At 66.0% G+C, this 25438-nt stretch carries 18 protein-coding genes; 4 read left to right on the top strand and 14 right to left on the bottom strand.

The annotated features are described in order from the left end of the window. Window positions 1-36: 36 nt before the first annotated feature. The 3 genes from AC3QLZ_RS01475 to AC3QLZ_RS01465 form a co-directional block, all read right to left on the bottom strand. Window positions 37-195 (bottom strand): hypothetical protein, encoded by a 159-nt coding sequence (locus tag AC3QLZ_RS01475; protein ID WP_014237478.1) that lies wholly within the window; start codon window positions 193-195, stop codon window positions 37-39. A 5-nt stretch (window positions 196-200) separates the two neighbouring features. Continuing rightward, window positions 201-2015, bottom strand: coding sequence for a translational GTPase TypA (gene typA, locus AC3QLZ_RS01470; RefSeq protein ID WP_014237477.1), 1815 nt, complete (start codon window positions 2013-2015; stop codon window positions 201-203). 270 nt (window positions 2016-2285) lie between these two features. Next, the gene (locus AC3QLZ_RS01465; RefSeq protein ID WP_014237476.1) at window positions 2286-2672 is read right to left on the bottom strand and encodes a group II truncated hemoglobin; all 387 of its coding nucleotides are present in this window, start codon (window positions 2670-2672) and stop codon (window positions 2286-2288) included. Window positions 2673-2719: 47 nt separating this feature from the next. Between AC3QLZ_RS01465 and AC3QLZ_RS01460 the strand changes: the two genes are divergently transcribed. Beyond that, window positions 2720-4021: a sensor domain-containing phosphodiesterase gene (locus AC3QLZ_RS01460; protein WP_014237475.1), complete on the top strand. Its 1302-nt coding sequence runs from the start codon at window positions 2720-2722 to the stop codon at window positions 4019-4021. On the opposite strand, the gene AC3QLZ_RS01455 is transcribed toward AC3QLZ_RS01460, so the two are convergent. The 3 genes from AC3QLZ_RS01455 to AC3QLZ_RS01445 form a co-directional block, all read right to left on the bottom strand. Beyond that, complete coding sequence (locus tag AC3QLZ_RS01455) at window positions 3987-6230, bottom strand: YgiQ family radical SAM protein (protein ID WP_238526380.1); 2244 nt, start codon at window positions 6228-6230, stop codon at window positions 3987-3989. The two genes, AC3QLZ_RS01460 and AC3QLZ_RS01455, sit on opposite strands and share 35 nt — an antisense overlap. A 174-nt stretch (window positions 6231-6404) precedes the next feature. Beyond that, the gene (locus AC3QLZ_RS01450) at window positions 6405-9404 is read right to left on the bottom strand and encodes a bifunctional diguanylate cyclase/phosphodiesterase (protein ID WP_014237473.1); all 3000 of its coding nucleotides are present in this window, start codon (window positions 9402-9404) and stop codon (window positions 6405-6407) included. A gap of 129 nt (window positions 9405-9533) precedes the next feature. Next, entirely contained in the window at window positions 9534-11135 is a 1602-nt protein-coding gene (locus tag AC3QLZ_RS01445; RefSeq protein ID WP_014237472.1) for a peptide chain release factor 3, read from the bottom strand. Between the two features lie 201 nt (window positions 11136-11336). Here AC3QLZ_RS01445 and AC3QLZ_RS01440 point away from each other — a divergent pair, with 201 nt between their 5' ends. Then, entirely contained in the window at window positions 11337-11528 is a 192-nt protein-coding gene (locus AC3QLZ_RS01440; protein WP_014237471.1) for a hypothetical protein, read from the top strand. A gap of 210 nt (window positions 11529-11738) precedes the next feature. On the opposite strand, the gene AC3QLZ_RS01435 is transcribed toward AC3QLZ_RS01440, so the two are convergent. Both AC3QLZ_RS01435 and AC3QLZ_RS01430 read right to left on the bottom strand, forming a co-directional pair. Then, the gene (locus tag AC3QLZ_RS01435; RefSeq protein ID WP_014237470.1) at window positions 11739-12617 is read right to left on the bottom strand and encodes a toll/interleukin-1 receptor domain-containing protein; all 879 of its coding nucleotides are present in this window, start codon (window positions 12615-12617) and stop codon (window positions 11739-11741) included. A 236-nt stretch (window positions 12618-12853) separates the two neighbouring features. Further along, on the bottom strand, window positions 12854-15355 hold the full coding sequence (locus tag AC3QLZ_RS01430; RefSeq protein ID WP_014237469.1) for an ABC transporter permease: 2502 nt from the start codon (window positions 15353-15355) through the stop codon (window positions 12854-12856). Between the two features lie 168 nt (window positions 15356-15523). Here AC3QLZ_RS01430 and AC3QLZ_RS01425 point away from each other — a divergent pair, with 168 nt between their 5' ends. Next, window positions 15524-16129 (top strand): DUF5610 domain-containing protein, encoded by a 606-nt coding sequence (locus AC3QLZ_RS01425; RefSeq protein ID WP_014237468.1) that lies wholly within the window; start codon window positions 15524-15526, stop codon window positions 16127-16129. Between the two features lie 102 nt (window positions 16130-16231). On the opposite strand, the gene radA is transcribed toward AC3QLZ_RS01425, so the two are convergent. The 4 genes from radA to AC3QLZ_RS01405 all read right to left on the bottom strand — a co-directional run bounded on the left by radA (window position 16232) and on the right by AC3QLZ_RS01405 (window position 22618). Next, window positions 16232-17605, bottom strand: coding sequence for a DNA repair protein RadA (radA, locus tag AC3QLZ_RS01420; RefSeq protein ID WP_014237467.1), 1374 nt, complete (start codon window positions 17603-17605; stop codon window positions 16232-16234). A 33-nt stretch (window positions 17606-17638) separates the two neighbouring features. Beyond that, a complete protein-coding gene (locus AC3QLZ_RS01415) occupies window positions 17639-20263 on the bottom strand; it encodes a PAS domain S-box protein (RefSeq protein ID WP_157870623.1) in 2625 nt (874 codons plus the stop codon). A 239-nt stretch (window positions 20264-20502) separates the two neighbouring features. Beyond that, complete coding sequence (alr, locus tag AC3QLZ_RS01410; protein WP_416242560.1) at window positions 20503-21594, bottom strand: alanine racemase; 1092 nt, start codon at window positions 21592-21594, stop codon at window positions 20503-20505. Between the two features lie 121 nt (window positions 21595-21715). Next, window positions 21716-22618, bottom strand: coding sequence for a LysR family transcriptional regulator (locus AC3QLZ_RS01405; RefSeq protein ID WP_014237464.1), 903 nt, complete (start codon window positions 22616-22618; stop codon window positions 21716-21718). Between the two features lie 198 nt (window positions 22619-22816). On the opposite strand from AC3QLZ_RS01405, the gene lplT reads away from it, so the two are divergent. Next, entirely contained in the window at window positions 22817-24082 is a 1266-nt protein-coding gene (gene lplT / locus AC3QLZ_RS01400) for a lysophospholipid transporter LplT (RefSeq protein WP_014237463.1), read from the top strand. Window positions 24083-24097: 15 nt separating this feature from the next. On the opposite strand, the gene AC3QLZ_RS01395 is transcribed toward lplT, so the two are convergent. Together AC3QLZ_RS01395 and AC3QLZ_RS01390 are read right to left on the bottom strand one after the other, a co-directional pair. After that, on the bottom strand, window positions 24098-24604 hold the full coding sequence (locus tag AC3QLZ_RS01395) for a TPM domain-containing protein (RefSeq protein ID WP_014237462.1): 507 nt from the start codon (window positions 24602-24604) through the stop codon (window positions 24098-24100). Then, on the bottom strand, window positions 24604-25407 hold the full coding sequence (locus tag AC3QLZ_RS01390) for a TPM domain-containing protein (protein WP_238526302.1): 804 nt from the start codon (window positions 25405-25407) through the stop codon (window positions 24604-24606). The genes AC3QLZ_RS01395 and AC3QLZ_RS01390 overlap by 1 nt, the downstream gene beginning before the upstream one ends. Window positions 25408-25438 lie beyond the last annotated feature (31 nt).

The following is a 25438-nucleotide window of genomic DNA, read 5'->3' as shown; positions in this document are numbered from 1 at the left end:
GCCGGTACGGGCATTGACCAGACTTCCGGACGGAAGTCAGTAATAGACGCGGCAGAAGCCGCTGGCGGTGACAGGCTTGGCGACGGTGCCGAGCCAGAAGAAGAAAAGACAAAGGGCGGCCACGAAGACCGCCCAGCGCACCGCCCGCCGGTGCCGGGCAAGGAATGCGCGACAGGGCAGGCAGCGGTTCAGCATGAGGCTCAGGCGTCGGAACGGGCCGCGCGCTTGCGGTCGTTCTCGGAGAGGTGACGCTTGCGGATGCGGATGGACTTGGGCGTGATTTCCACCAGTTCGTCGTCGTCGATGAATTCGACGGCGGATTCCAGGGTCAGCTTGATCGGGGTGGTCAGACGCACGGCCTCGTCGGTGCCGGAGGCACGCACGTTGGTCAGCTTCTTGCCCTTGATGGGGTTCACCACCAGATCGTTTTCCCGGCTGTGGATGCCGATGATCATGCCTTCGTACAGCTTGTCGCCGGGGCTGACGAACATGCGGCCCCGATCTTCCAGGTTCCACAGGGCGTAGGCCACGGCCTCGCCGTTTTCCTGGGAGATCAGCACGCCGTTGTGGCGGCCGGGCAGGTCCGGCTTGACGGGCTTGTAGTCGTCGAAGATGTGGCTCATCAGACCAGTGCCGCGGGTCATGGTCATGAAGTCGGACTGGAAGCCGATCAGGCCCCGGGCGGGAATGTGGTATTCCAGGCGGGTGCGGCCCTGGCCGTCGGATTCCATATTGGTCAGCTCGCCGCGGCGACGGCCCAGTTCTTCCATGACGGCGCCCTGGTGGGAATCTTCCAGGTCGATGGTCAGGTTTTCGTAGGGTTCGCACTTCTCGCCGTCGATGTCCTTGAAGACGACGCGGGGCTTGGCCACGGCGATTTCAAAACCTTCGCGGCGCATGTTTTCCAGCAGGATGGTCAGGTGCAGCTCGCCCCGGCCGGAGACGCGGAAGACGTCGGAGTCGGCGGTGTCTTCGACGCGCAGGGCCACGTTGGTCAGCAGTTCCTTGGTCAGGCGGTCGCGGATCTGGCGGCTGGTGACGAACTTGCCTTCGGTGCCGGCCAGGGGGGAGGAGTTCACCATGAAGTCCATGGTCAGGGTGGGCTCATCCACGGTCAGCATGGGCAGACCGACGGGGTTGTCCTTGTCGGCGATGGTCAGGCCGATACCGATTTCCTCGATGCCGGAGATGATGACGATGTCGCCGGCCTCGGCCAGTTCCACCGGCACCCGGTCCAGGCCCTGGAAGCCCAGCACCTGGTTGATGCGGCCGGAAGCCACCTGGTCGCCGTGGTTCATCACGGCCACGGCCTGGCCGGGCTTGATGCGGCCGTTGAGCACGCGACCGACGCCGAGACGGCCGGTATAGGTGGAGTAGTCCAGGGCGGCAATCTGCAGCTGCAGGGGAGCCTCGGGATCGCCGGCGGGGGTAGGCACGTGGGACAGCACGGTCTCGAACAGGGGACGCATGTCGCTGGACTCTTCTTCCAGGGACAGCTTGGCGAAGCCGTTGAGGCCGGAGGCGTAGATGATGGGGAAGTCCAGCTGCTCGTCGGTGGCGCCCAGCTTGTCGAACAGGTCGAAGGTCTGGTCCACCACCCAGTCGGGACGGGCACCGGGACGGTCCACCTTGTTGATCACGACGATGGGACGCAGACCCAGGCCCAGGGCCTTCTTGGTGACGAAGCGGGTTTGCGGCATGGGGCCTTCGACGGCATCCACCAGCAGCACCACGCCATCCACCATGCCCAGCACCCGTTCCACTTCGCCGCCGAAGTCGGCGTGCCCCGGGGTGTCCACGATGTTGATGTGGGTGCCTTCGTATTCGATGGCGGTGTTCTTGGCCAGAATGGTGATGCCCCGTTCCTTTTCCAGGTCGTTGGAGTCCATCACCCGCTCGTCCACCTGCTGGTTTTCGCGGAAGGTGCCGGATTGGCGGAGGAGCTGGTCCACGAGGGTGGTCTTGCCGTGGTCCACGTGGGCAATGATGGCGATGTTACGGATCGGACGGGACATGAAGATTCGCTAAAAAAAGAATTCGGTGGGGAAGATGGGGCGTTGGCGGTCGACAGCGGCCAACCCTTTTTTGGAAGGCCGTGATGATAGCACAATCAGCCCCTTGTTTTTGCAGCGCAATATGGTTTTTTACGGGCCATCACGGACAGGGGCGCCAGTACTGCCCCTCCGCCCAGGCCATGCCGGAAGGCCCGTCCCGCCTGCCCCGGCGGGCAGACACCGGGCGCCGGGAGGCCCCGGCACCCCGGCGATGCTGCCGGCGGGGACGCCCTAGCCTTCCCGGTTGCGCATGAAATCGGCGGTGTTGTAGAAATTGACGCCCAGCTTGAGGCGCAGGGCTTCCTCCACCCCCACCTCCTCCATGGCCCGCACCATGCACTTGACCCACTGGTCCCGGGACTCGGTGCCGATGGAAAAGGGCATGTGCCGGGCCCGCAGCCGCGGATGGCCGAACTGCTGCACGAACAGGTCGGGGCCGCCGAGCCAGCCGGAGAGGAACATGAACAGCTTGTCCCGGGAGCCGTCCAGGGTGGGCGGATGCATGGCCCGCAGTTCTGCGAACTCGGGCTCCAGGTCCATCAGGTCATAAAACCGGTCCACCAGTTCCCGCAGGGATTGGGGGCCGCCCAGCATTTCATAGGGGGTACGCTCTTGCATATGACTTTTGGTCTAGAATGTTGAGAACTTTGTCCAGGAACTTCATTTTGAACAGTTATTGCATCCCGACCATCATTGGCGAGTCGGGATATGCCGAAATAATCGCCGCCCTGGAGCCGGCGCAAAACGGGGAGCCTGCCGGCAGCCGCATCGGCCGTTTCGGCGATGTGGCCATTTCCAGCCATTTCCAGCCCATTTTCAGCCTTTCCCACCGGCGCATCGTCGGCCACGAGGCCCTGATGCGCGGCCACGGCCCGGGGCAGACGCCCATCTCCCCCCTGGACCTGCTGGGGCGGGCGAACCGGGATTATCCCACGTTGTTGCACCTGGACCGTCTGGCCCGGGCCACCCACCTGCACAATTTCGCGGCCCAGCCGGAAGCCGACGGCTGGCTGTTCATCAACATGTCGCCGGAGGTCTTCCTCAACGGCCCCAACCTCAAGGCCGACGAACTGGTCAGCGCCCTGCTGCGGGACACGGGCCTGGCGCCCCAGCGCCTGGTGATCGAGGTGCTGGAGGAGGCGGTGCAGGACAACAGCCGCTTCCAGGCCGCCGTGGAGTTCTTCCGCAGCCTGGGCTTCCTCATCGCCCTGGACGACTTCGGCGCCGGCCATTCCAACTTCGACCGGGTGTGGAGCATCCGCCCCGAAATCGTCAAGCTGGACCGTTCCATCATCGTCCAGGCCGCCGCCGACCCCAAGATCCGCCGCACCCTGCCCCAGATCGTCTCCCTCTTGCACGAAGCCGGGGCCATGGTGCTGATGGAGGGGGTGGAGACCGCCGACGAAGCCTACATCGCCCTGGAATCCGACGTTGATTTCGTCCAGGGCTACTATTTCGGCCGCCCTGCCCCCCGGGTCAGCACCGACGCCAGCGCCGGCCTTGCGGTGAACGACCTGTGGCAGACCTTTGATGCCCGCTGGCTGCGGGACAAGCGCAGCTACCACGAGAACATCGCGCCCTATTTCAACGCCCTGGGCTACGCCTCGGTGCTGCTCTCCGCCGGCCGCTCCCTGGAGGAGGCCTGCGCCTCCTTCCTGGAACTGGAAAATGCCGCCTTCTGCTACCTGCTCGACGCCCAGGGCCAGCAGATCGGCACCAACCTGTGGAGCAGCGACGCCTCGCCCAACCAGGACGCCCGCTTCGCCCCCCTGGCCAAGACCAAGGGCGCCCGCTGGGCCCGCCGGCCCTACTTCCGCCGGGCCGTGGAGAATTTCGGCAAGGTCCAGGTGACCCGGCCCTACCTCTCCATCTCCAGCGCCAGCCTGTGCGTCACCCTCTCCTGCAGCTTCAAGGTGAACGGGGAACTGCAGGTTATTTGCGGCGACGTCCGCTGGGAGCAGCGCTAGGCTTGGCTCCCGGACGGGGCGTGCCGCGAGGGCCCGCCCCTTCTGCCTGACGCCGTGCCTGGCATGAAGAGCCGCGTCCTGCCTGCCCCCCAGCCTTGCCTGCTGCCGGCTTCCGATTGCCGCCCTGGGGCCGGCCCGCAGCGCCGTCCCGCGCCTCCCGGGCGTCCCGCCGCACCATGGCCTCGGCCTTCATGCCGGTGCCCGGGGGCTGGAAGATGGGAATCAGGTGCCGCTTGCCGTTGCCGATGAGGTCGGAGCGGCCCATCTCCTTCAGGGCCTCCCGCAGCAGGGGCCAGTTCTCCGGATCGTGGTAGCGCAGGAAAGCCTTGTGCAGCTTGCGCTGGCGTCCGGCCCGGGCCGTCTCCACCACTTCCGAGCCGCGCCCCACCTTCTTCAGCGGATTCCTGCGGCTGTGCCACATGGTCGTCGCCAGGGCCATGGGCGTGGGCAGGAAGGTCTGCACCTGGTCCAGGCGGAAGTTGTTGTGCTTCAGCCACAGGGCCAGGTTGAGCATGTCCTCGTCGGTGGTGCCCGGGTGGGCGGCGATGAAGTAGGGAATCAGGTACTGCTCCTTGCCCGCCTCCTTCGAGAACTTCTCGAACATCTGCTTGAAGCGTTCGTAGGTGCCGATGCCCGGCTTCATCATCTTGTTGAGGGGCCCCTCCTCCGTGTGCTCCGGCGCGATCTTCAGGTAGCCGCCGACGTGGTGGGTCACCAGTTCCTTGACGTACTCGGGGGACTGCACCGCCAGGTCGTAGCGCAGGCCCGAACCGATGAGCACCCTTTTGACCCCGGGAATGGCCCGGGCCTTGCGGTACAGGCTGATCAGGTGGGAATGGTCGGTGCCCAGGTTCTCGCAGATGCCGGGAAAGACACAGGAGAGGCGGCGACAGGAAGACTCGATCTTCTTGTCCTTGCAGGCCAGGCGGTACATGTTGGCGGTGGGGCCGCCCAGGTCCGAGATGGTGCCGGTGAAGCCCGGGGTCTTGTCCCGGATTTCCTCGATCTCGTGCAGGATGGAATCTTCCGAACGGCTCTGGATGATGCGCCCTTCGTGCTCGGTGATGGAGCAGAAGGTGCAGCCGCCGAAGCAGCCGCGCATGATGTTGATGGAGAAGCGGATCATCTCCCAGGCCGGGATTTTGGCCTCGCCGTAGGACGGGTGCGGCGCCCGGGCGTAGGGCAGGCCGTAGACGTGGTCCATCTCCGGCGTGGTCAGGGGAATGGGCGGCGGGTTGAGCCACACATCCCGCTCGCCGTGGGCCTGGACCAGGGCCCGGGCGTTGCCGGGGTTGGATTCCAGGTGGAAGGTGCGGGAGGCGTGGGCGTACAGCACCGGGTCCTCCACCACCTGCTCGTAGGAAGGCAGGCGCACCACGGTCTTGGCCCGCTGCTCCTTGCGCGCCGCCACCCGTTCGGCGGCGGGGACGAACTTGAGGGGCAGCACCGCCACCTCGCCGCCCTGCTCCGCCGCCTGGGCCTGGGCGGCAAAGGGCGGGGCGCTGCGGGGGCCGCTGTCACCCATTGAATAAGGATCGGGATGGGCATCCACCTTGCCGGGAATGTCCACGCTGGTGGAATCCACCGCGCCCCAATCCTCGCCGGGCAGCCAGCCCTTGGGCACCATGAAGGCGGTGCCGCGCAGATCGCGGATGTCGCCGATTTTCTCGCCCCGGGCCAGGCGGTGGGTCAGCTCCACCAGGGCCCGTTCCGCATTGCCGAAAATCAGCAGGTCGGCCTTGGAGTCGGGCAGCACGGAACGCCGCACCTTGTCGCTCCAGTAGTCGTAATGGGCGATGCGGCGCAGGGAGGCCTCGATGGAGCCGAGCACCACCGGCGTCCCCGGATAGGCTTCCTTGGCCCGCTGGGCATAGACGGTGACGGCCCGGTCGGGGCGCTTGTTGGGCTCGGCGTTGGGGGTGTAGGCGTCGTCGGAGCGGATTTTCCGGTCCGAGGTGTAGCGGTTCACCATGGAATCCATGTTGCCGGCGGTGATGCCGAAGAACAGGTTGGGCTTGCCCAGGCGCTTGAAGTCTTGCGCCGAATGCCAGTCCGGCTGGCTGATGATGCCGACGCGGAAGCCCTGGGCCTCCAGCAGGCGGCCGACCAGGGCCATGCCGAAGCTGGGATGGTCGATGTAGGCATCGCCGGTGACCAGGATCACGTCGCAGGAATCCCAGCCCAGCTTGTCCATCTCCTCCCGGCTCATGGGCAGGAAGGGGGCGGAGCCGAAGCGCTGGGCCCAATATTTGCGGTAGGAGGTAAGAGGCTTAGGCGATTCCATGGTGGCGACGAGAGGGGCTAATGAGGGCCAAGGCCCGCCGCCGCCCGCGGGCAACGGCAAATGAAAGGGGCCGGGGCGCCGCCAGGGCTCCCCGGAACATCAGATTGCTTCGGCTCCGGCAGCCAGCAACTCGGGCACCTGGAGCGCCGGCACCGGCCGGCTGCAGAGGAAGCCCTGGAATTCGTGACACTGGTGCAGCCGCAGGAAGTCGAGCTGCTCGTTGGTTTCCACGCCTTCGGCAATGACCTTGCGTTCAAGTTCCCCGGCCATGGCGATGACCATGCGCACGATGGCCGCGTCGCCCTGGCTGCTCACCACATCGCGGATGAAGGAGCGGTCGATCTTGATCTTGTCGATGGGGAAACGCTTGAGATAGGAGAGGCTGGAGTAGCCGGTGCCGAAGTCGTCGATGGAAAGCCGCACGCCCAGGCACTTCAGCTCTTCCAGGATGCCCACCATGCGCTCCGGCTCCTGCATGATGACGCTCTCGGTGATCTCCAGCTCCAGCCAGCGGGGCGCCAGGCCGGAGGTCATGAGGGCGGCGGAAACCATGGCCACCAGGTCGCTTTCCTGGAACTGCAGGGCGGAAAGGTTGACCGCCACCACCATGGGCGGCAGGCCCTGGTCCTGCCACTGGCGGTTCTGCCGGCAGGCCTCCTTCAGGACCCAGGCGCCGATGGGCAGGATCAGCCGGGTTTCCTCCGCCAGGGGGATGAAGTCCGCCGGCGAGACCATGCCCAGTTCCGGATGATTCCAGCGCAGCAGGGCCTCGAAGCCGTTGATCTGGCCGCTGCCGATCTCCACCTGGGGCTGGTAGTGCAGTTCCAGCTGGTCCAGCTGCAGGGCCAGGCGCAGTTCGCTTTCCAGGCGCAGGCGCTCCACCACCCGCTGGTTCATTTCCGGCGCAAAGAAGTGGTAGGAATTGAGGTTGCTGTTCTTGGCGTGGTGCATGGCCGTATCCACGTTGCGCAGCAGCAGGGCCACATCGTTGCCGTCCTGGGGGAACAGGGTGATGCCGGCGCAGGCGGTGGTCACCACGTCGCTGCCCTGCATCTGGATCGGATGGGCCAGGATGTCCAGCAGATGGCGCACCACGGTGGCCACGGAACGGCTGTCGTCGCGGCCGTCGATGAGGATGCCAAACTGGTCGCCCCCCAGGCGCCCCAGGATGTCGTGGGGCCGCAGGCCCTTGCGCAGCCGCTCGCCCACCCGGCGCAGCAGCTCGTCGCCGGCGGCGTGGCCGAAGGCGTCGTTCACCCGGCTCAGCTGGTCCAGGTCCAGCAGCACCAGGGCGCCCTGGCAGCCCTCCTGCAGCCACTCGCCGAGGATGCGGGAGAACCACTGCCGGTTGGGCAGGGTGGTCAGCTGATCCACGTTGGAGAGGGTTTCGATCTGTGCCTGGGCCGCCTTCTTTTCCGACAGGTCGGTGACGAAGGCCACCTTGTTCACGATGGCCCCCTGCTCATTGACGATGGCGCCGATGTTGCACCACACCGGGCAGTCGCTGCCGTCCTTGCGCCGGGCGATGGCCTCGCCCAGCCAGTTCTCGCCCCGGTCCAGGGTGGCGCGGATCTGGGCGCGGAAGTCGGGTTCGTTGCAGGGCGAGGCGAGGAAATCCGGCTGCTGGCCGGCGCTCTCCTCCACCGTATAGCCGGACAGCTCGGCAAAGGCGTTGTTGAAGGTGACGATATGGCCGGTGGCATCCAGGATCAGGATGGCCTCGATGCTGTGGTCGAAAACGTGGGTGATGAGGCGGCGCCGCTCCTCGGCCTCGTAGCGGGAGGAAATGTCCCAGGCGACACCCGCCAGGGCCCGCACCTGGCCGGCGGCGTCGAACACCGGCGCCCGCAGGAACTCGAAGGGCACCCGGCCCCGGGGCAGGTCCAGCCACACCTCTTCCCGCATGGGGCTGCGGGCCTCGATCACCCGCAGGCTGCCTTCCGTCATGCGGCGGGTTTCCTCCTCCGAGAACAGGTCTTCCACCCTGTGGCCGATGACCTCTTCCATGGGGCGGCCGGCATAGCGGCAGAAGGCCTCGTTCACCGACAGATAGGTGCCTTGCGTATCCAGCAGCCAGGCCGGATCGGGAATGGCGTCAAGCAGGGCCAGGCTTTCCCGGTTCTTCTCCTCCGCCGCCCGGCTCATGCGCTGGGCCAGGGCCGTGGCCGCCGAGAAGCGCCGGTGCCAGACCAGCACGGTGAAGGCCAGGGCCACGGTCAGCACCAGGCCGAGGCAGGCATAGATCAGGGCCCGATGCCGCCAGGAGGCGAGGACGTCGTCGATGGCATAGCCGACGGTGACGAGGAAATCGTGCTCCGGCAGGGCGCGGAAGACGAACAGGCGGTCCATGCCGTCCAGCTCGCCGGTGCGGATGAAGGAGCCGCTGGTCTCACCCCGCTGCAGGAAGTCCTGGGTCGGGCTGTTCGCCACCGGCTGCCCCATGCGCGCTTCCAGGTGGGGCCAGCGGGCCATCAGGCGCATGTCCCGGGTCCACAGGGCGATGGTGTCCCGGGGGCCCAGGTTGAGGGTGCCGAACAGGGATTCGAAATACTTCACCCGCAGGGAGGCCAGCACCACGCCCTGGAAAGTGCCCCCTTCATCCTGCAGGCGGCGGGCCGCCACCAGCACCCAGTCGCCGGTGACCCGGGACTGCATCGGCCCCGACACCACCAGGCCGGCACCGGGCTGGTCCTGGAGCAGGCGGAAATAATCCCGGTCGGCGATATTGACGTTGCTGGCCAGGACGCCGGAAGCGTCGTAGATGTAGCGCCCCTGGGTGTCGGCGACGCGGAAACTGAGGGCCTCGGGGAACATGCCGAGGGAGCGGTTCAGTTCCGGCTCCAGCTCCTCCCGGGGGCGTCCTGCCGCCACCGCATATTGATGGCGGCGGACGAACTCCTGCAGCCGCAGGTCCACCTTCTGGATGGAGCCCTGCAGGCTGCTCTCCAGCACCCGGGCGAGGGCCTCGCCCTGGCGCCGGGCCGCATCCATGGCCATTTCCCGGGATTGCAGCACGTCCATGGAAATCCATACGACCAGCCCCAACCAGAGCAGCCCGACCAGCGTCGCCAGCAGATAGGTGGAGCGCCGCAAGGGCATCCGGAGTTCCTTGAAAAATAGGGAGTTTGAAGCGGGGATTGTACGCCGCAGGCCGCGGCGAACCAAGCAGGACGGGGCTTCGGGCCGACCCGAAGCCCCCGCGGGGATTGGCGTTCCGCCCGCCCCCGTTTAGCCCCGGTTGCCCAGGGTCACCGTGTGTTCCCGGGTGGCGTGGAACTGCACGCTGGGGTAGCGCTCCTGGGTCAGATCCAGATTGACCCGGGTCGGCGCCAGATAGGCCAGGCTGCCGGAGGCATCCGTGGCCAGGTTGCCCATGTTCTCCCGCTCGAAGCGGTTGAAGTCCTCGGCCTTGTCGCAGGTCACCCAGCGGGCGCCGAAGAGGGACTTGTTCTCCAGCAGGATTTCCACCCCGTACTCGGCGGCCAGGCGGTGGGCCACCACCTCGAACTGCAGCACGCCCACGGCCCCCAGCACCACTTCGTAGCCGGAAAGGGGCTTGAACACCTGGATGGCGCCCTCCTCCCCCAGCTGCTCCAGGCCTTTCTGGAACTGCTTGATCTTGGAAGGGTTCTTGGGCCGGGCGGCGCGGAACATTTCCGGCGCAAAGTAAGGAATGCCGGTGAAGTGCAGGTTCTCGCCCTCGGTGAAGGAATCGCCGATTTCGATGCTGCCGTGGTTGAACATGCCGATGATGTCGCCCGGGTAGGCGTCGTCAATGGTGGCGCGGCGCTGGGAGAGGAAGGCCACCACCTGGGTCGCCCGGATTTCCTTGCCGGTACGCACCTGCCACAGCTTCATGCCCCGCTCGAAACGGCCGGAACAGACCCGCAGGAAGGCCACCCGGTCCCGGTGGGCCGGGTCCATGTTGGCCTGGATCTTGAAGATGAAGCCGGAGAACTTGCCCTCTTCCGGCGCCACGGCCCGCTCGGCCGACTCCCGGGTCTTGGGCGGCGGCGCGTTGGCCACCAGGGCATCCAGGATTTCCCGCACGCCGAAGTTGTTGATGGCGGAACCGAAGAACACCGGCGTCAGCTTGCCGGAGAGGAAAGGCTCGGCCTCGAACTGGTGGGCGGCCGCCAGCAGCTCCAGGTCTTCCTTGAGCTTGGCGATTTCCATGGAGAAGCCGGCCAGGGACGGATGATCCAGGCCCTTCACCACTTCCGCATCCTTGCCTTCGCCCGGGGTGAACAGGGCCACGGAATCGCTGGCCAGGTGATACACGCCGCGGAAGGTCTTGCCCATGCCGATGGGCCAGGTCACCGGCGCGCACTGGATCTTCAGCACCGATTCCACCTCATCCAGCAGCTCGAAGGGGTCGCGCACTTCCCGGTCCAGCTTGTTGATGAAGGTGAGAATTGGCGTGTCGCGCATACGGCACACGTCCAGCAGCTTGATGGTCTGGGGCTCCACGCCCTTGGCCCCGTCGATTACCATGAGGGCCGAGTCCACGGCGGAAAGCACGCGATACGTATCTTCCGAAAAGTCCTGGTGGCCCGGGGTGTCGAGCAGGTTGATGACGCAGTCCCGGTAGTCGAACTGCATCACCGAGCTGGCCACGGAAATGCCCCGCTGCTTTTCGATCTCCATCCAGTCGGAAGTGGCATGGCGGCCGCTCTTGCGGGCCTTCACCGTACCGGCCGCCTGAATGGCGCCGCCGAACAGCAGCAGCTTTTCGGTCAGGGTCGTCTTACCCGCATCCGGGTGCGAAATGATGGCAAAGGTCCGCCGCCGCTGGGCTTCCGCGGCAATGGCCTGGAGTTCTGCGCTCATGGAAAAAACTTTCAGGGGAATTCAGGGACAGCGGCGGGCGGGGAGGCCCCCCGACCGGCTGGTCAAGGGGCGGGATTGTACCACTGAGGGGAAGACAGGCAGGAGCGGGACCAGAGTGCCAGGCTAGGGCTGGGCCACCCCGTACTTGGTACGGCCACACTGAGCGCACCGAAGGACGGTTTTCTTTGACAAACCAATCATATGGAAGAGCCCGAATGCAACCAGTCCACCGACGATGGCAACGAATCAAAGGCCTCGATCAGTAAAGAGAAAAAGGCTCAGGAAGCCGAATACGCAGACACCGACAATCACGACACCGACGACGTCCAGGGGGTTGGGGCGCGACCGCTCGACTTGCTGGAGAGCAGAGCCGCAATGGTCACATATAAGTGAAAGCGTCACCGAGGATACCGTTTGACGTGAAGGGCAATCGGAGCCGTCAGCACAGGAAATGGTTAGTCATTCCGGCGAACCAAGTGTGTAGACAAAATCAATTCAACTATTCGATACATATCCATCGGAACAACTTTCTCCCGACCAATAGCGCCTTTTAGTTCTTTGGAGGACTTAGCCATATCGCCATACACACTAAGGATTACGAGCTTAATTTTCAATTTCCGCTTCGATTAGCTGGGAAAGTCTGTCCCAAATAACCTCTTGCTCTGATTCATTCATACCATAAACCGGCTTTTCTGGTGAATTTAGCGCCTGAAATCTAGACAAATTTGCATCGCGTGAAAATCTACATGGTTTAAGTATCACTGGAACGATCTTTGTTCCATCAAGTTGCGCCTTTTCTAATATTGGAGGAAGTTCGTTATCAATAATAAAATCTGATGCGAGAAAATCTGCACTCACAATCAGGACTGCTATTGCAGCTTGATGTAGGGCAGTATCTATTTCCTTCTTCCAGTGATCTCCCACTTTTATTTTTGTGTCATCCCAAACATCTACAACCCCTAGCTTCTCTAATGGTTTCAAATGAACTCTAAGGCGCTCTAGATGTGCAGAATCTTTATGCGAATAGCTAATGAAAACCTTTTTATATTTATTTGCTGTTACATATTCTACTTTACTACTCTTAGCTTCTATTGACTCAATTTTCCGTAGAAAAACTCTACCTCCGGTTCCAATCGTAGACTTCCACACGCCATCAATATTTGAGGCGTCATGGAACTTTCCATTCACAGTTACGATTCCGTGAGCAGATGCCGGGTCTAACTTAACGGTCACAGTCTGACCATTAACGTTGAGAGTTTGATAATTCGGTTTATCGAAAAAATTCATGTCTGGATGGAGCTCTGCTTGGAGCGTTTCCCCTGCGACTGATCCCGAGACGGTGTAAACGGCAGTGCCGTTTACCGGATCATTAATCCGTGCACTTCCGCTTATTTGAACGCCATGTTGTGTAAACTCAACAAACACATTTGCATTGTTTGTCCCAGCGATATGGCCGGACCAATCTCCAGATACATCAATCATTCTTAATCCTTATATTTGAGGCAACGTTCTTTTGGCGAGAAATGAGTAGAAAATGACAAATAGGTCAAATAAACCGGCGAGGTATCCAATAAGCCGGAAGAGCGAGCAGACGGCAAAGGAGCCACCATGCGGCATTCCACTTCCTTATTATTTATTTGCATAATTCTCCCCGCCTACAAACCGGACATCCCTGACGAACAATCATACGTCATACCCAGCGTACTCCCCAAGCCACCTCATCCCCCTGCCCTCAAAGCATCCATCGGCGGCACCCGCAGCAGGCGGGAGGCTGCGAGCCAGCCGGCCAGGGTCACGGCCAAAGCAGCGCCGACGATGGCCGCCGGGAAGACCCACGGCGCAAACTGATACTCCAGATTGAAGACTTTGGCGGCCAGGAGCCAGCCGACGCCCTGGCTGCCGGCGGCGGCGATCAGGCCCGACAGAGCGCCGACGGCGGCGAATTCGGCCAGGAGGGCGCCCCGCAGTTGCTGGCGACCGGCGCCCAGGGCGCGCAGCACCGAGAGTTCGTAGCGCCGCTCGTCGTGGGAGGCGGCCAGGGCGCCGTAGAGGACGATGACGCCGGCAGCCAGGGTGAACAGGAAGACGAACTGCACGGCCCGGGAGACCTGATCCAGCACCGATTGCAGCTGGCGCACGATGGCCGCCACGTCCACCACCGTCAGGTTGGGGAAGCGCTTGACCAGTTCCCCCACCCGGTTGGCGGCATCGTCGGGCAGGTGGAAGCTGGTGATATAGCTGGCCGGGTACGGTTCCAGCACGCCGGGCGGAGCCAGGACGAAGAAATTGACCCGCATGGAATCCCAGTTGAGCTTGCGCAGGCTGGTGACGGTGAGTTGCACCGGTTCGCCGGCCACGGTAAAGGTCAGCTCGTCTCCCACCTTCACGCCCAGGGTTTCGGCCAGGCCCTTTTCCACCGAGGCGCTGCCTTTGCCATCCTTCCCCTGTTCGCCGGGGGCGAACCAGCGGCCCTGGGTGATGCTGTTGCCGGGAGGCAGGTCGGCGGCCCAGGAAAGGTTGAATTCCCGCTCCACCAGGCGCTTGGCCCGGTCGTCCTCATAGTCAGCCGGGGTCGCGGGGCGGCCGTCGATGCCGGTGAGGCGGCCCCGCACCATGGGCAGGAGTTCAGCGCGGATGCCCATGCGCCCCAGGGCTTCCCCCACTTCCTGGCGCTGCTCGGGCTGGATGTTGATGACGAAGCGGTTGGGCGCGTCCGGCGGCGAGGCCTGGCGCCAGGCCTGCATCAGGTCGCCCCGGGTAACGGTGAGCAGCAGCAGGGCCATCAGGCCCAGGGACAGGGCGACGATCTGGGCCACGCTGGACAGGGAGCGTCGCTCCAGGCCGGCCAAGCCGTAGCGCCAGCCAAAGCCCACCGCCGGCCCGACCCGGCGCAGGGGCTTGAGCAGGGCCAGGGCCAGACGGGCGATCAGGGCGGTGAGGCCCAGGGCGGCGGTGAAGCCGCCGGCGGCGTAGGCCCCCAGCTTGGGCTCGCCGGCGGCCCAGAAAAGCAGGCCGGCCAGGGCCGCCAGGCCAATGCCGTAGGTGGCGAGGATGGAGGCGTCCGGCTCCCCCAGTTCCCGCCGCAGCACCCGCAGGGTGGGCACCTTGCGCAGTTGCAGGAGGGGCGGCAGGGCGAAGCCGAAGAGCAGCACCAGTCCGGCCACCAGCCCCTGCAGGGCGGGCCACAGGCTGGGTGCCGGCAGGGGCGCGGCCAGCAGGTTGGCCAGCCAGGCGTGGAGAACGAAATGGGCGCCGAAGCCGATGGCCAGCCCCACTGCCGAAGCGGCCAGGCCGAGAATGAGGAACTGGCCCAGGTACAGCCCCAGCACCTGGCCCTGGGGCGCCCCCAGGCAGCGCATCACGGCGCAGGGATCGAGATGACGCTGCAGGTAGCGACGGATGGCCAGGGCCACCCCGGCGGCGGCCAGCACCACGGCCAGCAGGGCGGAAAGGCCGAGGAACTGCTGGGCCCGGTCCACCGCGGTGCGGATTTCCGGGCGGGCATTGCTGGCGTCCTCCACCCGCTCGCCCCGGGTCAGGCGGGGCTCGGCCCAGCGGCGGTAGTCGGCCACCGCCCGGTCCGGGCCGGCCAGCAGCAGGCGGTAGGCGACCCGGCTGCCAGGCTGGATCAGCCGGGTGGCGGGCAGATCGGCCAGGTTCATCATCAGGCGGGGGGCGACGCTGAAGAAATTGACGCCCCGGTCCGGCTCCAGGGTCAGCACCCCGGCCACGGTGAAGCGGGCCTGGCCCAGGTTGAGGCTCTGCCCCGGCCCGCTGCCGAACTGGGTGGCGAGGCGCTCGTCCAGCCATACCGTGCCGGCCTGGGGCCCGCCCTGGATCTCGCTGTCGGGCGCCCCCAGGCCAGGAGCCAGGCGCAGCTTGCCCCGCAGGGGATAGTCGCTGGAGACGGCCTTGATATCTGCCAGCTGGGCCCCCTCCTCCCCCGTCACCATGCTCGGGAAAACCTGGGTCTGGGCCATCTGCAGGCCCCGCCGCGCCGCCTCGGCGGCAAATTCCGGGGCCAGGGGATGGTCGGAGGTCAGCAGCAGGTCCGCCCCCAGCAGCTGGCGGGACTCCCGCTCCAGGGCCTGGCGCACCCGGTCGGTGAAAAATCCGACGGAACTGATGCTGGCCACCGCCACCACCAGGGCCAGGGCCAGCAGGCGCAATTCACCGGCCGAGAAATCCCGGCGCAGGAGGCGGAATGCGAGTGAAAACATGGACAACTCCGGCGAAACGAGACGCAACGGCACCGGACAACCCCACGGAGAGCCGCGCCAGGCTTGAATCTACAAAAAAAGGTAAAGAAACGTTCAAGTCATTGAAAAAAATGACGTAATGGCAGATAGAGCGAGAAATGCGACCGCCAATATATTTCGGAGACTATCATGCCCAACGACATCGCCGCCCCCCAGGGGCCCAGCCAGCAGACTGCCAGCGCCAACAGCGGCAATTCCCGTGTTTATCCCCAGGAAGAGCATCGGGCGTTGAAGGTCGATACGGCCACCAAGCAGTTCAAGGTCGGCATTCTGGAATCCGCCCTGCAGGTTTCGATCCAGGCCGGCAACGACTCCCAGGCCCTGCTCTTCCGCACCGCCATCGACCGCATCAACGAGGTGCTGGGCATTTCCGAGGGCCCCGACGCGCTGCAGAAGGCCGCCAGCCAGGACAACTCGCCGGAGGCCACCGCCGCCCGCATCCTCTCCTTCACCACCGGTCTTTACGCCGCCTATGCCGCCAAGCGGCCCGACGACGATCCGGAACAGGTGGCATCCGACTTCGTGGACGTGATCCGCAGCGGCTTTGAGAAGGGTTTCAACGAAGCCAAGGACATCCTCAAGGGCCTCAACGTTCTCAACGGCGAGGTGGAAGCCGGTATCAACAAGACCTACCAGCTGGTGCAGAAGGGCATGGACGACTTCCTCGCCCAGTTGCGCAAGCCGAAGGAAGAAACCCCGGCAGCGACGGTAACCACGCCCAGCGCCACAGCCTGAACCCGGCGGCCACGCCGCCCTCCCCATGCAAAACGGCGGCCCCTGGCCGCCGTTTTCTTTGTAGCGTCAGCGGGCGCCGTACCCCAGCACCCTGGGCCCGCCCTACTCCCAGTCCCGCAGCCGCTCCACCGCCTGTTCGATGCGGCTCACCGCCACCACTTCCAGCCCGGGAAGGGGCTGGCGCGGCTTGTTGGCCTCGGGTACCAGGGCCCGGGTGAAGCCCAGCTTGGCCGCTTCCTTGAGTCGTTCCTGGCCCCGGGGCGCCGGGCGGATCTCGCCGGCCAGGCCCACTTCGCCGAAGACCACCAGCTTTTCCGGCAGGGGCCGGTTCTTCAGGGAGGAAATGATGGCCAGCAGCACCGGCAGATCCGCTGCCGGTTCGCTGATCTTGACCCCGCCCACCGCATTGACGAAGACGTCCTGGTCGAAACAGCCGATGCCGGCGTGGCGGTGCAGCACCGCCAGCAGCATGGCCAGCCGGTTCTGCTCCAGGCCGACGGAAAGGCGCCGCGGGCTGCCGCCCATGGTGGTATCCACCAGGGCCTGGATTTCCACCAGCAGGGGCCGGGTGCCTTCCTGGGTCACCAGGACGCAGGAGCCGGCCACCTCCTGGCCGTGCTGGGAAAGAAACAGGGCCGAAGGGTTGGAGACGCCCTTGAGCCCCTTGTCGGTCATGCCGAAGACGCCCAGTTCATTGACCGCGCCGTAGCGGTTCTTCACCGCCCGGATGAGGCGGAAGGAGGAATGGGTGTCGCCTTCGAAATACAGCACCGTGTCCACGATGTGTTCCAGCACCCGGGGCCCGGCCAGGGCCCCTTCCTTGGTCACGTGGCCCACCAGGATCACGGTGACGCCGGTCTGCTTGGCCAGCCGGGTCAGCTGGGCGGCGCATTCGCGCACCTGGGCCACGGAGCCGGGGGCCGAGGTGAGCTGGTCGGACCACAGGGTCTGGATGGAGTCGATCACCGCCACCTGGGGCTTTTCCGTCTGCACCACGCCGAGGATGCGTTCCAGGTTGATTTCCGCCAGCAGGGGCAGGCGCTCCACGTCCAGCTGCAGGCGCCGGGCCCGCAGGGCCACCTGCTGCCCCGACTCTTCGCCGCTGACGTAGAGCACCTTGTGCTGGGGCGCCAGGGCGGCCAGGGCCTGCAGCAGCAGGGTGCTCTTGCCGATGCCCGGGTCGCCGCCGATGAGCACCACGCCGCCGGCCACCAGGCCGCCGCCCAGGGCCCGGTCGAATTCGGACAGCCCCGTGGGCAGGCGCGCCGCTTCCCGGGTCTCGATCTCGGAGAGGGCCTGCAGCCTGGGCGTGCCGGGGGCCAGGGATTCGAAACGGTGGCCGCTGCCCTTGCCGCCGGCCTCGGCCACGGTTTCCACCAGGGTGTTCCAGGCATTGCAGGCGGAACACTGGCCCTGCCATTTGGGGGACTGGGCACCGCATTCGGTGCAGGTATAGATGCTTTTCGTCTTCGCCATGATGGGCGGGAGGATACACCAGGGCGGCGGCGATCAGGATTCCGGGGCCGGCTGGGGCGGCCGGGCCAGCACCCAGCGGTTCTTGCCGGCCCGCTTGGCCTCGTACATGGCGCCGTCGGCGGCCTGCACCAGCATGTCGGGGCTGGCGTAGGCCTGGTGGAACAGGGCCACGCCGATGCTGGCGCTGACCTGGCAGCGCTGGCCCAGGATGTCGAAGGGCTGCACCAGGGCCTCCAGCACCTTGTTGGCGGCAGTCACCGCATCCTCGTCCTGGCGCACCCCGTGCAGCAGCACGGTGAATTCGTCGCCGCCCATGCGCGCCGCCGTGTCGGACTGGCGCAGGGTCTGTTTAAGGCGGTAGGCGAAGGCCGCCAGCAGCAGGTCGCCGGCCTGGTGGCCCTGGCTGTCGTTCACCGCCTTGAAGCCGTCCAGATCCAGCACCAGCACCGCCAGGCCTTCCTGGTAGCGCTGGGCGCGGAAGAAGGCCTGCTGCAGGCGGTCGAAGAACAGGGTGCGGTTGGGCAGGTCGGTGAGCAGGTCGAAGTGGGCCAGGTGTTCCAGGCGCTGCTCGATGCGCTTGCGTTCGGAAATGTCGTGCTTGATGGCGACGTAGCGCACCACGGCGCCCTGCTCGTTCTTCACCGGGGCGATGGTGAGCAGCTCGTGGTAGAGCATGCCGTCCTTGCGCCGGTTCACCACCTCGCCGCGCCAGGGGTTGCCCGAGGTGATGGTGCCCCACAGCTGGCGGTAGAAATCCGCATCATGCACGCCGCTCTTGAAGCGGGAAGTGCGCTGGCCGAGGACCTCCTCCAGGCTGTAGCCGGTCATGTCGCAGAAGGCCGGGTTGGCGTATTCCACCACGCCGTTGGCGTCGGTGATGATGACCCCCTCCGCCGCCGCATCCACGGCCACGCTGCGGGACTGCAGTTCCTGGCGCAGTTTGCGCTCGGCGGTGATGTCCCGGGTGATGCCGAGCAGGCCGGTGAGGTGCCCCTCGTCGTCCCGCAGCACATTGACGATGGCGTCGGTCCATACGGTGGAGCCGTCCTTGCAGGGCTGTTCCAACTCCCAGTGGTGCTTCAGCACCTGGCCGGTGCGCAGCAGGTAAGCGAAGCCCTCCGCCGCCTGGGACATGGAATCCGGCGTCAGGGCCTCGGCCATGGACTGTTGCAGCACCTCCTCCGGGGTGTAGCCCCGCAGCCGTTCCACCGACGGGCTGATGTAGGTGAAGCGGCCGTTGAGGTCCATGGTCCAGATGACGTCGTAAGCCGACTCGGCCAGTGTGCGGAAACGCTGCTCGCTCTGGCCCAGGGCCATCTCCGTGCGCTTGCGCTGGGTGATGTCGTGGAAGGAGAGGACGATGGCCTCCCGCCCCTCGAAGTCGATGCAGGCAGCCGACATCAGCACCCACACCGGCTTGCCCTCCAGTCCCTGCAGTTGCACCTCGAAGCCCAGCCAGCGGCCGCCGCGGCGGTGCAGCTCGTCCACCATCTGCTGGCGCTGTTCCGGGTTGCGCCAGAAGCCCTGGGCCGGCCGGCCGACGACGTCGTGACGGGAGACGCCGTAGTACTCCTCGGCGCAGCGGTTGATGTAGAGCAGTTCGCCGTCGGCTTCGGGACGGGTCACCGCCACCGGGAAAGGCGCCTCCTCCATCAGTCCCAGGCAGTTCCTGGCGCTGCGGCGCAGGCGGCGCATGTAGCGGCGCACCAGCACCACCACCAGGGCGACGGCGACCAGGGCCCCCATGCCGGCGACGAACCACAGGCTGGACTGGCTACCGCTGCCAGCGTTGCCACCCTCGCCCGCGTAGAGCAGGTCATCCAGGGACAGGTCCCGGGGCAGCAATCCCAGGTCGGCGTAGGTGTCGGCCATGTGGCGCCAGCGGCCAACATGGAAATAGCCCGGCTCCACCAGCTGGGCCTGGACCAGGGGCACCATCTGCTCCGCCTCGAAGGCCAGGTGGTCCCGGCTGTGGCGCCGGCCGTAGTGCTTGAGGATGTAGTCGATGACCTCCTGGGGATGGGCCATGGCATAGCTCCAGCCCTTGAGGCTGGCGGCGCGGAAGGCCTTGAGCCGCTCCGGATGCTGGCGCAGTTCAGCCTGGGTGGAGAACAGGTTGTCGCCGTAGAAATCCAGGCCGCTCGATTCTGGCGTGAACACCACCACCCGCTCGCCCTGCTTGCGCAGTTCGTAGAGTTCGTCGGTGCGGTAGATGGAAAGGGCGTCCACCCGGCCGTCCAGCAGGTCCTGCACGGTCTGGCTGTGGGGCTCCAGGGCCAGGCTGTCCGTATCCACCCGCTCCCGGCCCAGGTAGCCGAGCAGTTCGTTGGCCCCCGGCTCGATCATCACCTTCTTGCCGTTGAGGTCGTGGATGTTGCGGATGCCGGCGGCCCGGCGGGCGGCGATGGCCAGGGGCGAATGCTGGAAGATCACCGCCAGCACCAGCACCGGGGCGCCCCGGTGGTAATGCACCAGCAGGTCGCTGGTGCCGACGCCGTACTGGGCCTTGCCCTCCAGCACCGCCTGCACCGCATCCTGGCCCGGCTCCGCCTCCCGGATATCCACCGCCAGGCCCGCCTCCCGGTAGTAGCCCTGCATCTGGGCGGCGTAGTAGCCGGCGAACTGGAACTGGTGGCGCCAGCGCAGTTGCAGCGTCACATTCTCCAGGGCCTGGGCCGGCGCGGCCGGCAGGATGAGGAGCAGAAACGTCAGACAGGCGGAAAGATGCCGGCATAGCGGCAAGAGCGGACGGCTGGACGGCGAATGGCGCAAGACGGCTCCCCAGGGGCGGGCCGGAAAAAAGGGCCCGGATCAACCTCAAATTCTAGGCTGGGAGCGGAAAAATGAGCGTGACGCAGGTCGCACCGGGGCAAAAAAGCCGCCGGCGCTTGCCTGGCCTAGTTGCCGATCCAGCGCACCGGCACCCGGGGCGCCAGGGCGCAGAAAAGCTCGTAGCTGATGGTACCGGCGGCGGCGGCCACCGCGTCCGCCGGCATGCCCTTGCCCCACAGGGTGACGGGGGAGCCGACACCGGCCTGGGGCAGATCGGTGAGATCGCAGAACAGCATGTCCATGGAAACCCGCCCCGCCGTCACCGTGGGCCGGCCATCCACCAGGATCGGCGTGCCGGGCGGCGCATGGCGCGGGTAGCCGTCGGCATAGCCGCAGGCGACGATGCCGATGCGGCTGGGCCGGGTCGCCTCGAAGATGCCGCCGTAGCCCACCCGCTCCCCGGGGGCCACGTCCTGCACCGCCAGGATTTCGCTTTCCAGGGTCATCACCGGCTTCAGGCCCAGTTCCTCGGCGCTGACCTCGGCAAAGGGACTGCCGCCGTAGAGCAGGATGCCGGGGCGGGCCCAGCCCTGCACCGCCTCCTTGTGCCGCAGCAGGGCCGCCGAATTGGCCAGGGACACCTCGCCCTGCCAGCCGGCGGTCCAGGCGCGGAAGCGTTCCAGCTGCCAATCCACGCCCCGGGCCCCGTCGGCCTCGGCGAAGTGGGTCATGTAGGTCACCGGGCCGATGGCCCTGCTGCGGGCGAGAAAGGCCTGGGCAGCCGGCCAGGTCTGGGCGGTGAAGCCGAGGCGGTGCATGCCGGTATTGAACTTGATGAACACCGGCAGCTTCACCGGCAGGCCGGCGGCCTCGATGGCTTCCAGCTGCTCCAGGCGGTGCACCGCGGGAATGATGCCCAGCTCCGCTACCGCCTCCAGGTCTTCCGGCTGGAAGAAGCCTTCCAGCAGCAGGATCGGTTCCCGGATGCCGGCTTCCCGCAATTTCGCCGCCTCGCTCAGGTCCAGCAGGGCAAAGCCGTCGGTGAGACCGGCCAGGGCCTGGGCCACCGGCAGCATGCCGTGGCCGTAGGCATTGGCCTTGATCACGGCGAACAGGCGGGCGGGACCGGCAACACCCTGATCGGCATGTTGGCGGGCCACGGCGAGATTGTGCTTGAGCGCCCCCAGATCGATGGTGGCGCAGATGGGACGGGGCATGGGCGGGAACGGTGATGGATGAAGAAGATGGCGCGCCGCGGGCGGGCGCAGGCGGCCATATTACGCCAAGGCGGCGCCGGAGGGAAAAGACGCCGCCGGGCGCCCCCCTGCCGGCACCGCCTCAGGCGGCGTATTCCTGCAGCTTGCGGCGGGCGAAATCGACGAAGGAAGTGACCAGCTTGGAGCGGAACTTCTCCTTCGGCGTCACCAGGGACAGGGGCCGGGTCAGCCGGGGCAAGAGGGGAATGGCCACCAGATGCTGCAGCTGCAGCTCCTTGTGGAAACTGGCCCGGGAGACGATGGCCACGCCCAGGCCGGTGCTGACCACGCCCTTGAGGGCCTCGGGGCTGCCCAGTTCCATCAGCACCTTGAGGCTGGCCGGGTCCACCCCGGCCTGACGGAAGTAGTTGTCGGTCACCTCCCGGGTGCCCGAACCCGGTTCCCGGGCGATGAAGGCGTGGTCCCGCAGCATGGCCGGGGTGATGGCCGACTCCCGGGCCAGGGGATGACTGGGGGAGCAGATCACCTGCAACTCGTCGTCGCAACAGGTTTCCGCCTGCAACTGGGGCAGATGCTCGATGGCCTCGGTGATGCCCAGGTCCAGGGAATGTTCGGCCACCCGGTTCTCGATGGTTTCCGAATTGCCCACCACCAGCCGGGCCCGCACATGGGGATAGAGGGCATTGAACTCCCCCAGCACCCGGGGCAGCATGAATTCAGCGATGGTGATGCTGGCTCCCACCAGCAGGGGGCCCCGCATCTGGCCGGTCATTTCCGCCAGGCGGGCCTCCAGGTCGGCGTATTCGCCGAGGATGCGGTCGGCGTACTCCAGGGCCAGCTCACCGGCTGGGGTGAGGGAAATGCGGCCGTGGCCCCGGTCGAAGAGGCGGGTGTTGAAGTGCTCTTCCAGCTGCTTGATCTGGAAGGTGACCGCGGGCTGGGTCATGTAAAGGGTCTCCGCCGCCTTGGTAAAGCTCAGTTGCTTGGCAACGGCATGGAACACCTGCAGGCGGCGATCGGCCATAAGTGGGGAACCTCCCTGAATTTATGGGGGTTATTCAAACATAAAGCCCGTTCCGGCGGAAGCCGCCAAAGGCCCGCCCCACGGGCATTCACCCCACTTTCATCACAAAGTTAAGCCTTTCGTGGTATAAACCTTCGCCCAACAAGACCTATTCGACGCGAGACACTCCATCGCCCGCTGCCCGGGGCGACCTACCTGATGCAGATCGGCTTTTACATCATCATGGCGGCGCAGTTTTTCTCTGCGCTGGCCGACAATGCCCTGCTCATCACCGCCATCTACGCCCTGCGGGAGATGCAGGCGCCTGAGGCCTATGCGCCGTTGCTGAAGCTGTTTTTCACCGTTTCCTACGTCCTCCTGGCGGCCTTCGTCGGCGCCTTCGCCGACTCCATGCCCAAGTGGCGGGTGATGTTCATCAGCAACGGCATCAAGATCTTCGGCTGCGCCCTCATGTTCTTCCACGTCCATCCCCTGGCGGCCTACGCCGTGGTGGGCCTGGGCGCCGCCGCCTACTCGCCGGCCAAGTACGGCATCCTCACCGAGTACCTGCCCCACCGCCTGCTGGTCCTGGCCAACGGCTGGATCGAAGGCCTCACCGTGGGCGCCATCATCCTCGGCACGGTCCTCGGCGGCGCCCTGATCCAGCCCAAGATATCGGCCATGCTGCTCGGCTTCGACCTGCCCTTCGTCGATACCCCCATCGACACGGTGGTGGAAATGGCCCTCTGCGTGGTGGGCCTGCTCTACCTGATCGCCGCCGTCTTCAATCTCTACATCCCGGACACCGGGGTCGATCACAAGCCCCTGAAAAAGAATCCCTGGTACCTGCTGCACGAGTTCGGCCACTGTCTGGCCCTCTTGTGGCGGGACCGCCTGGGGCAGATTTCCCTGGCCGTCACCACCCTCTTCTGGGGCGCCGGCGCCACCCTGCAATTCATCGTCATCAAGTGGGCCGAGGCGGCCCTGCACCTGGACCTGTCCAAGTCCTCCATGCTGCAGGGCGTGGTGGCCCTGGGCGTGGCCGTGGGCGCCGCCGTGGCCGCCAAGTTCATCACCCTGCGCAAGTCGATCCGGGTCATTCCCCTGGGCATCGCCATGGGCATCATCGTCATCGGCATGAATTTCGTGCGGGACTTCTGGGTCGCCGTACCCCTGCTGATCCTCATCGGCGCCCTCTCCGGCTTCTTCGTGGTGCCCATGAACGCCCTGCTGCAGCACCGGGGCCATATCCTCATGGGGGCCGGCCATTCAATCGCCGTGCAGAACTTCAACGAGAACCTCTCCATCCTCATCATGACCGGCCTCTACGCCGCCATGATCAAGGCCGACTTCTCCATCTACACCGTCATCACCCTGTTCGGCCTCTTCGTCGCCGCCGCCATGTGGCTGGTGCGCCGGCGCCACCAGGCCAACCAGCGGGAACGGGACGACGTCATCCACCTGGACAACTGCAACGCCCACTGACCCCGGGCGCGGGCCTCAGAGCATCAGGGGCGCGTCAGGCAGTTCGTTGGGATTGGCCTGCAGGGCCGGGAAGTGCCGTTGCAGCACCGCCGTGATGTCGTCGATGGCCGCCAGACAGCCGGCCTCGAATTCTCCCCGGGCGAAAGCCGCCTCCATCCTGCGGCACACCTCCTCCCAGAAATGGGCCTCCACCCGGGCATTAATGCCCCGGTCGGCGACGATTTCCACCTGCCGGTCGAGCAGGTCCAGGTAGATCAGCACGCCGCTGTTATGCACCGTGTCCCACACCCGCAGGTCGGAAAAGAGGGCCAGGGCGCGGGCCCTGCAGCCCTCGGGCCGCAGGGCATAGCCCAGGGGCAGGCAGCCTTCCAGGACGAAGCGCAGTTCGCCCTCGTGGCGCTGTTCGGAGGCAGCAATGGCGGCCTCGATACGGACCAGGGACTCCCGCGGGAAAGGACGCCGGGCCAGCCATTCGGGCACCAGCAGATAGCGCAGGAAGCGCCCCAGATCGGATGCTTGCATCACCATCTCCCGGAGGCACCACCGCCTCCAAAACCGCCGCCACCGCCGGAGAATCCCCCGCCGCCGCTCCAGCCCCCACCTCCGCCGCCGCCGACAAAGCCGCTGCCGCCGACGAGGATGAAGAGGAACACCACGATGCCGATGCCGGCCACGCCGAACAGGCTGGCGCCCATGAAGCCGGCCACCACGGCCGCCACGCCGCCGCAGGCGCCGGCCGCCAGCAGACGCCCGAAGAGGGCCCGCAGCACATTGCCGGCCACCACGGCGACCATGAAAATGGGGAAGAGCAGGTCTACGTTGAGGTCGCCGCCGCCATGGTCGGCCATTGGCGCCGGCAGGGGCTCGCCGCCGATCACCGCCAGCAGGCGCTCCACCCCGGCCCCGATGCCGCCGGCCATGTCGCCGGCCCGGAAGCGGGGCACGATGGTCTCTTCGATGATGCGCTTGGCCACCACGTCCGGCACCGCGCCTTCCAGGCCGTAACCCACCTCGATGCGCACTTCCCGGTCGTTCTTGGCCACCAGCAGGATGAGGCCGTCGTCCACACCCTTGCGCCCCAGTTTCCAGGTTTCAGCGACGCGGATGCCGTACTGCTCGATGCTCTCCGGCCGCACCGTGGGCACCAGCAAGACGCCGACCTGGGCGCCCTTTTCCCGCTCGAAGGCGGCCAGGCGGTTTTCCAGGGACTGGCGCTGGGCTTCGCTGAGGGTGCCGGTGAGGTCGGTCACCCGGGCCTTCAGGGCCGGCACCGGCACCTGGGCCCAGGCCGCCGTCAGGCCGCCCAGGCAAAGGAGCAGCAGCAACCGGCAAAACCAGCGCAGGAAGGCCATGAGC

The sequence above is a fragment of the Azospira sp. MPR-LB4 genome (genome assembly GCF_058809525.1).
This window is presented reverse-complemented; position numbering and strand designations above follow the sequence as displayed.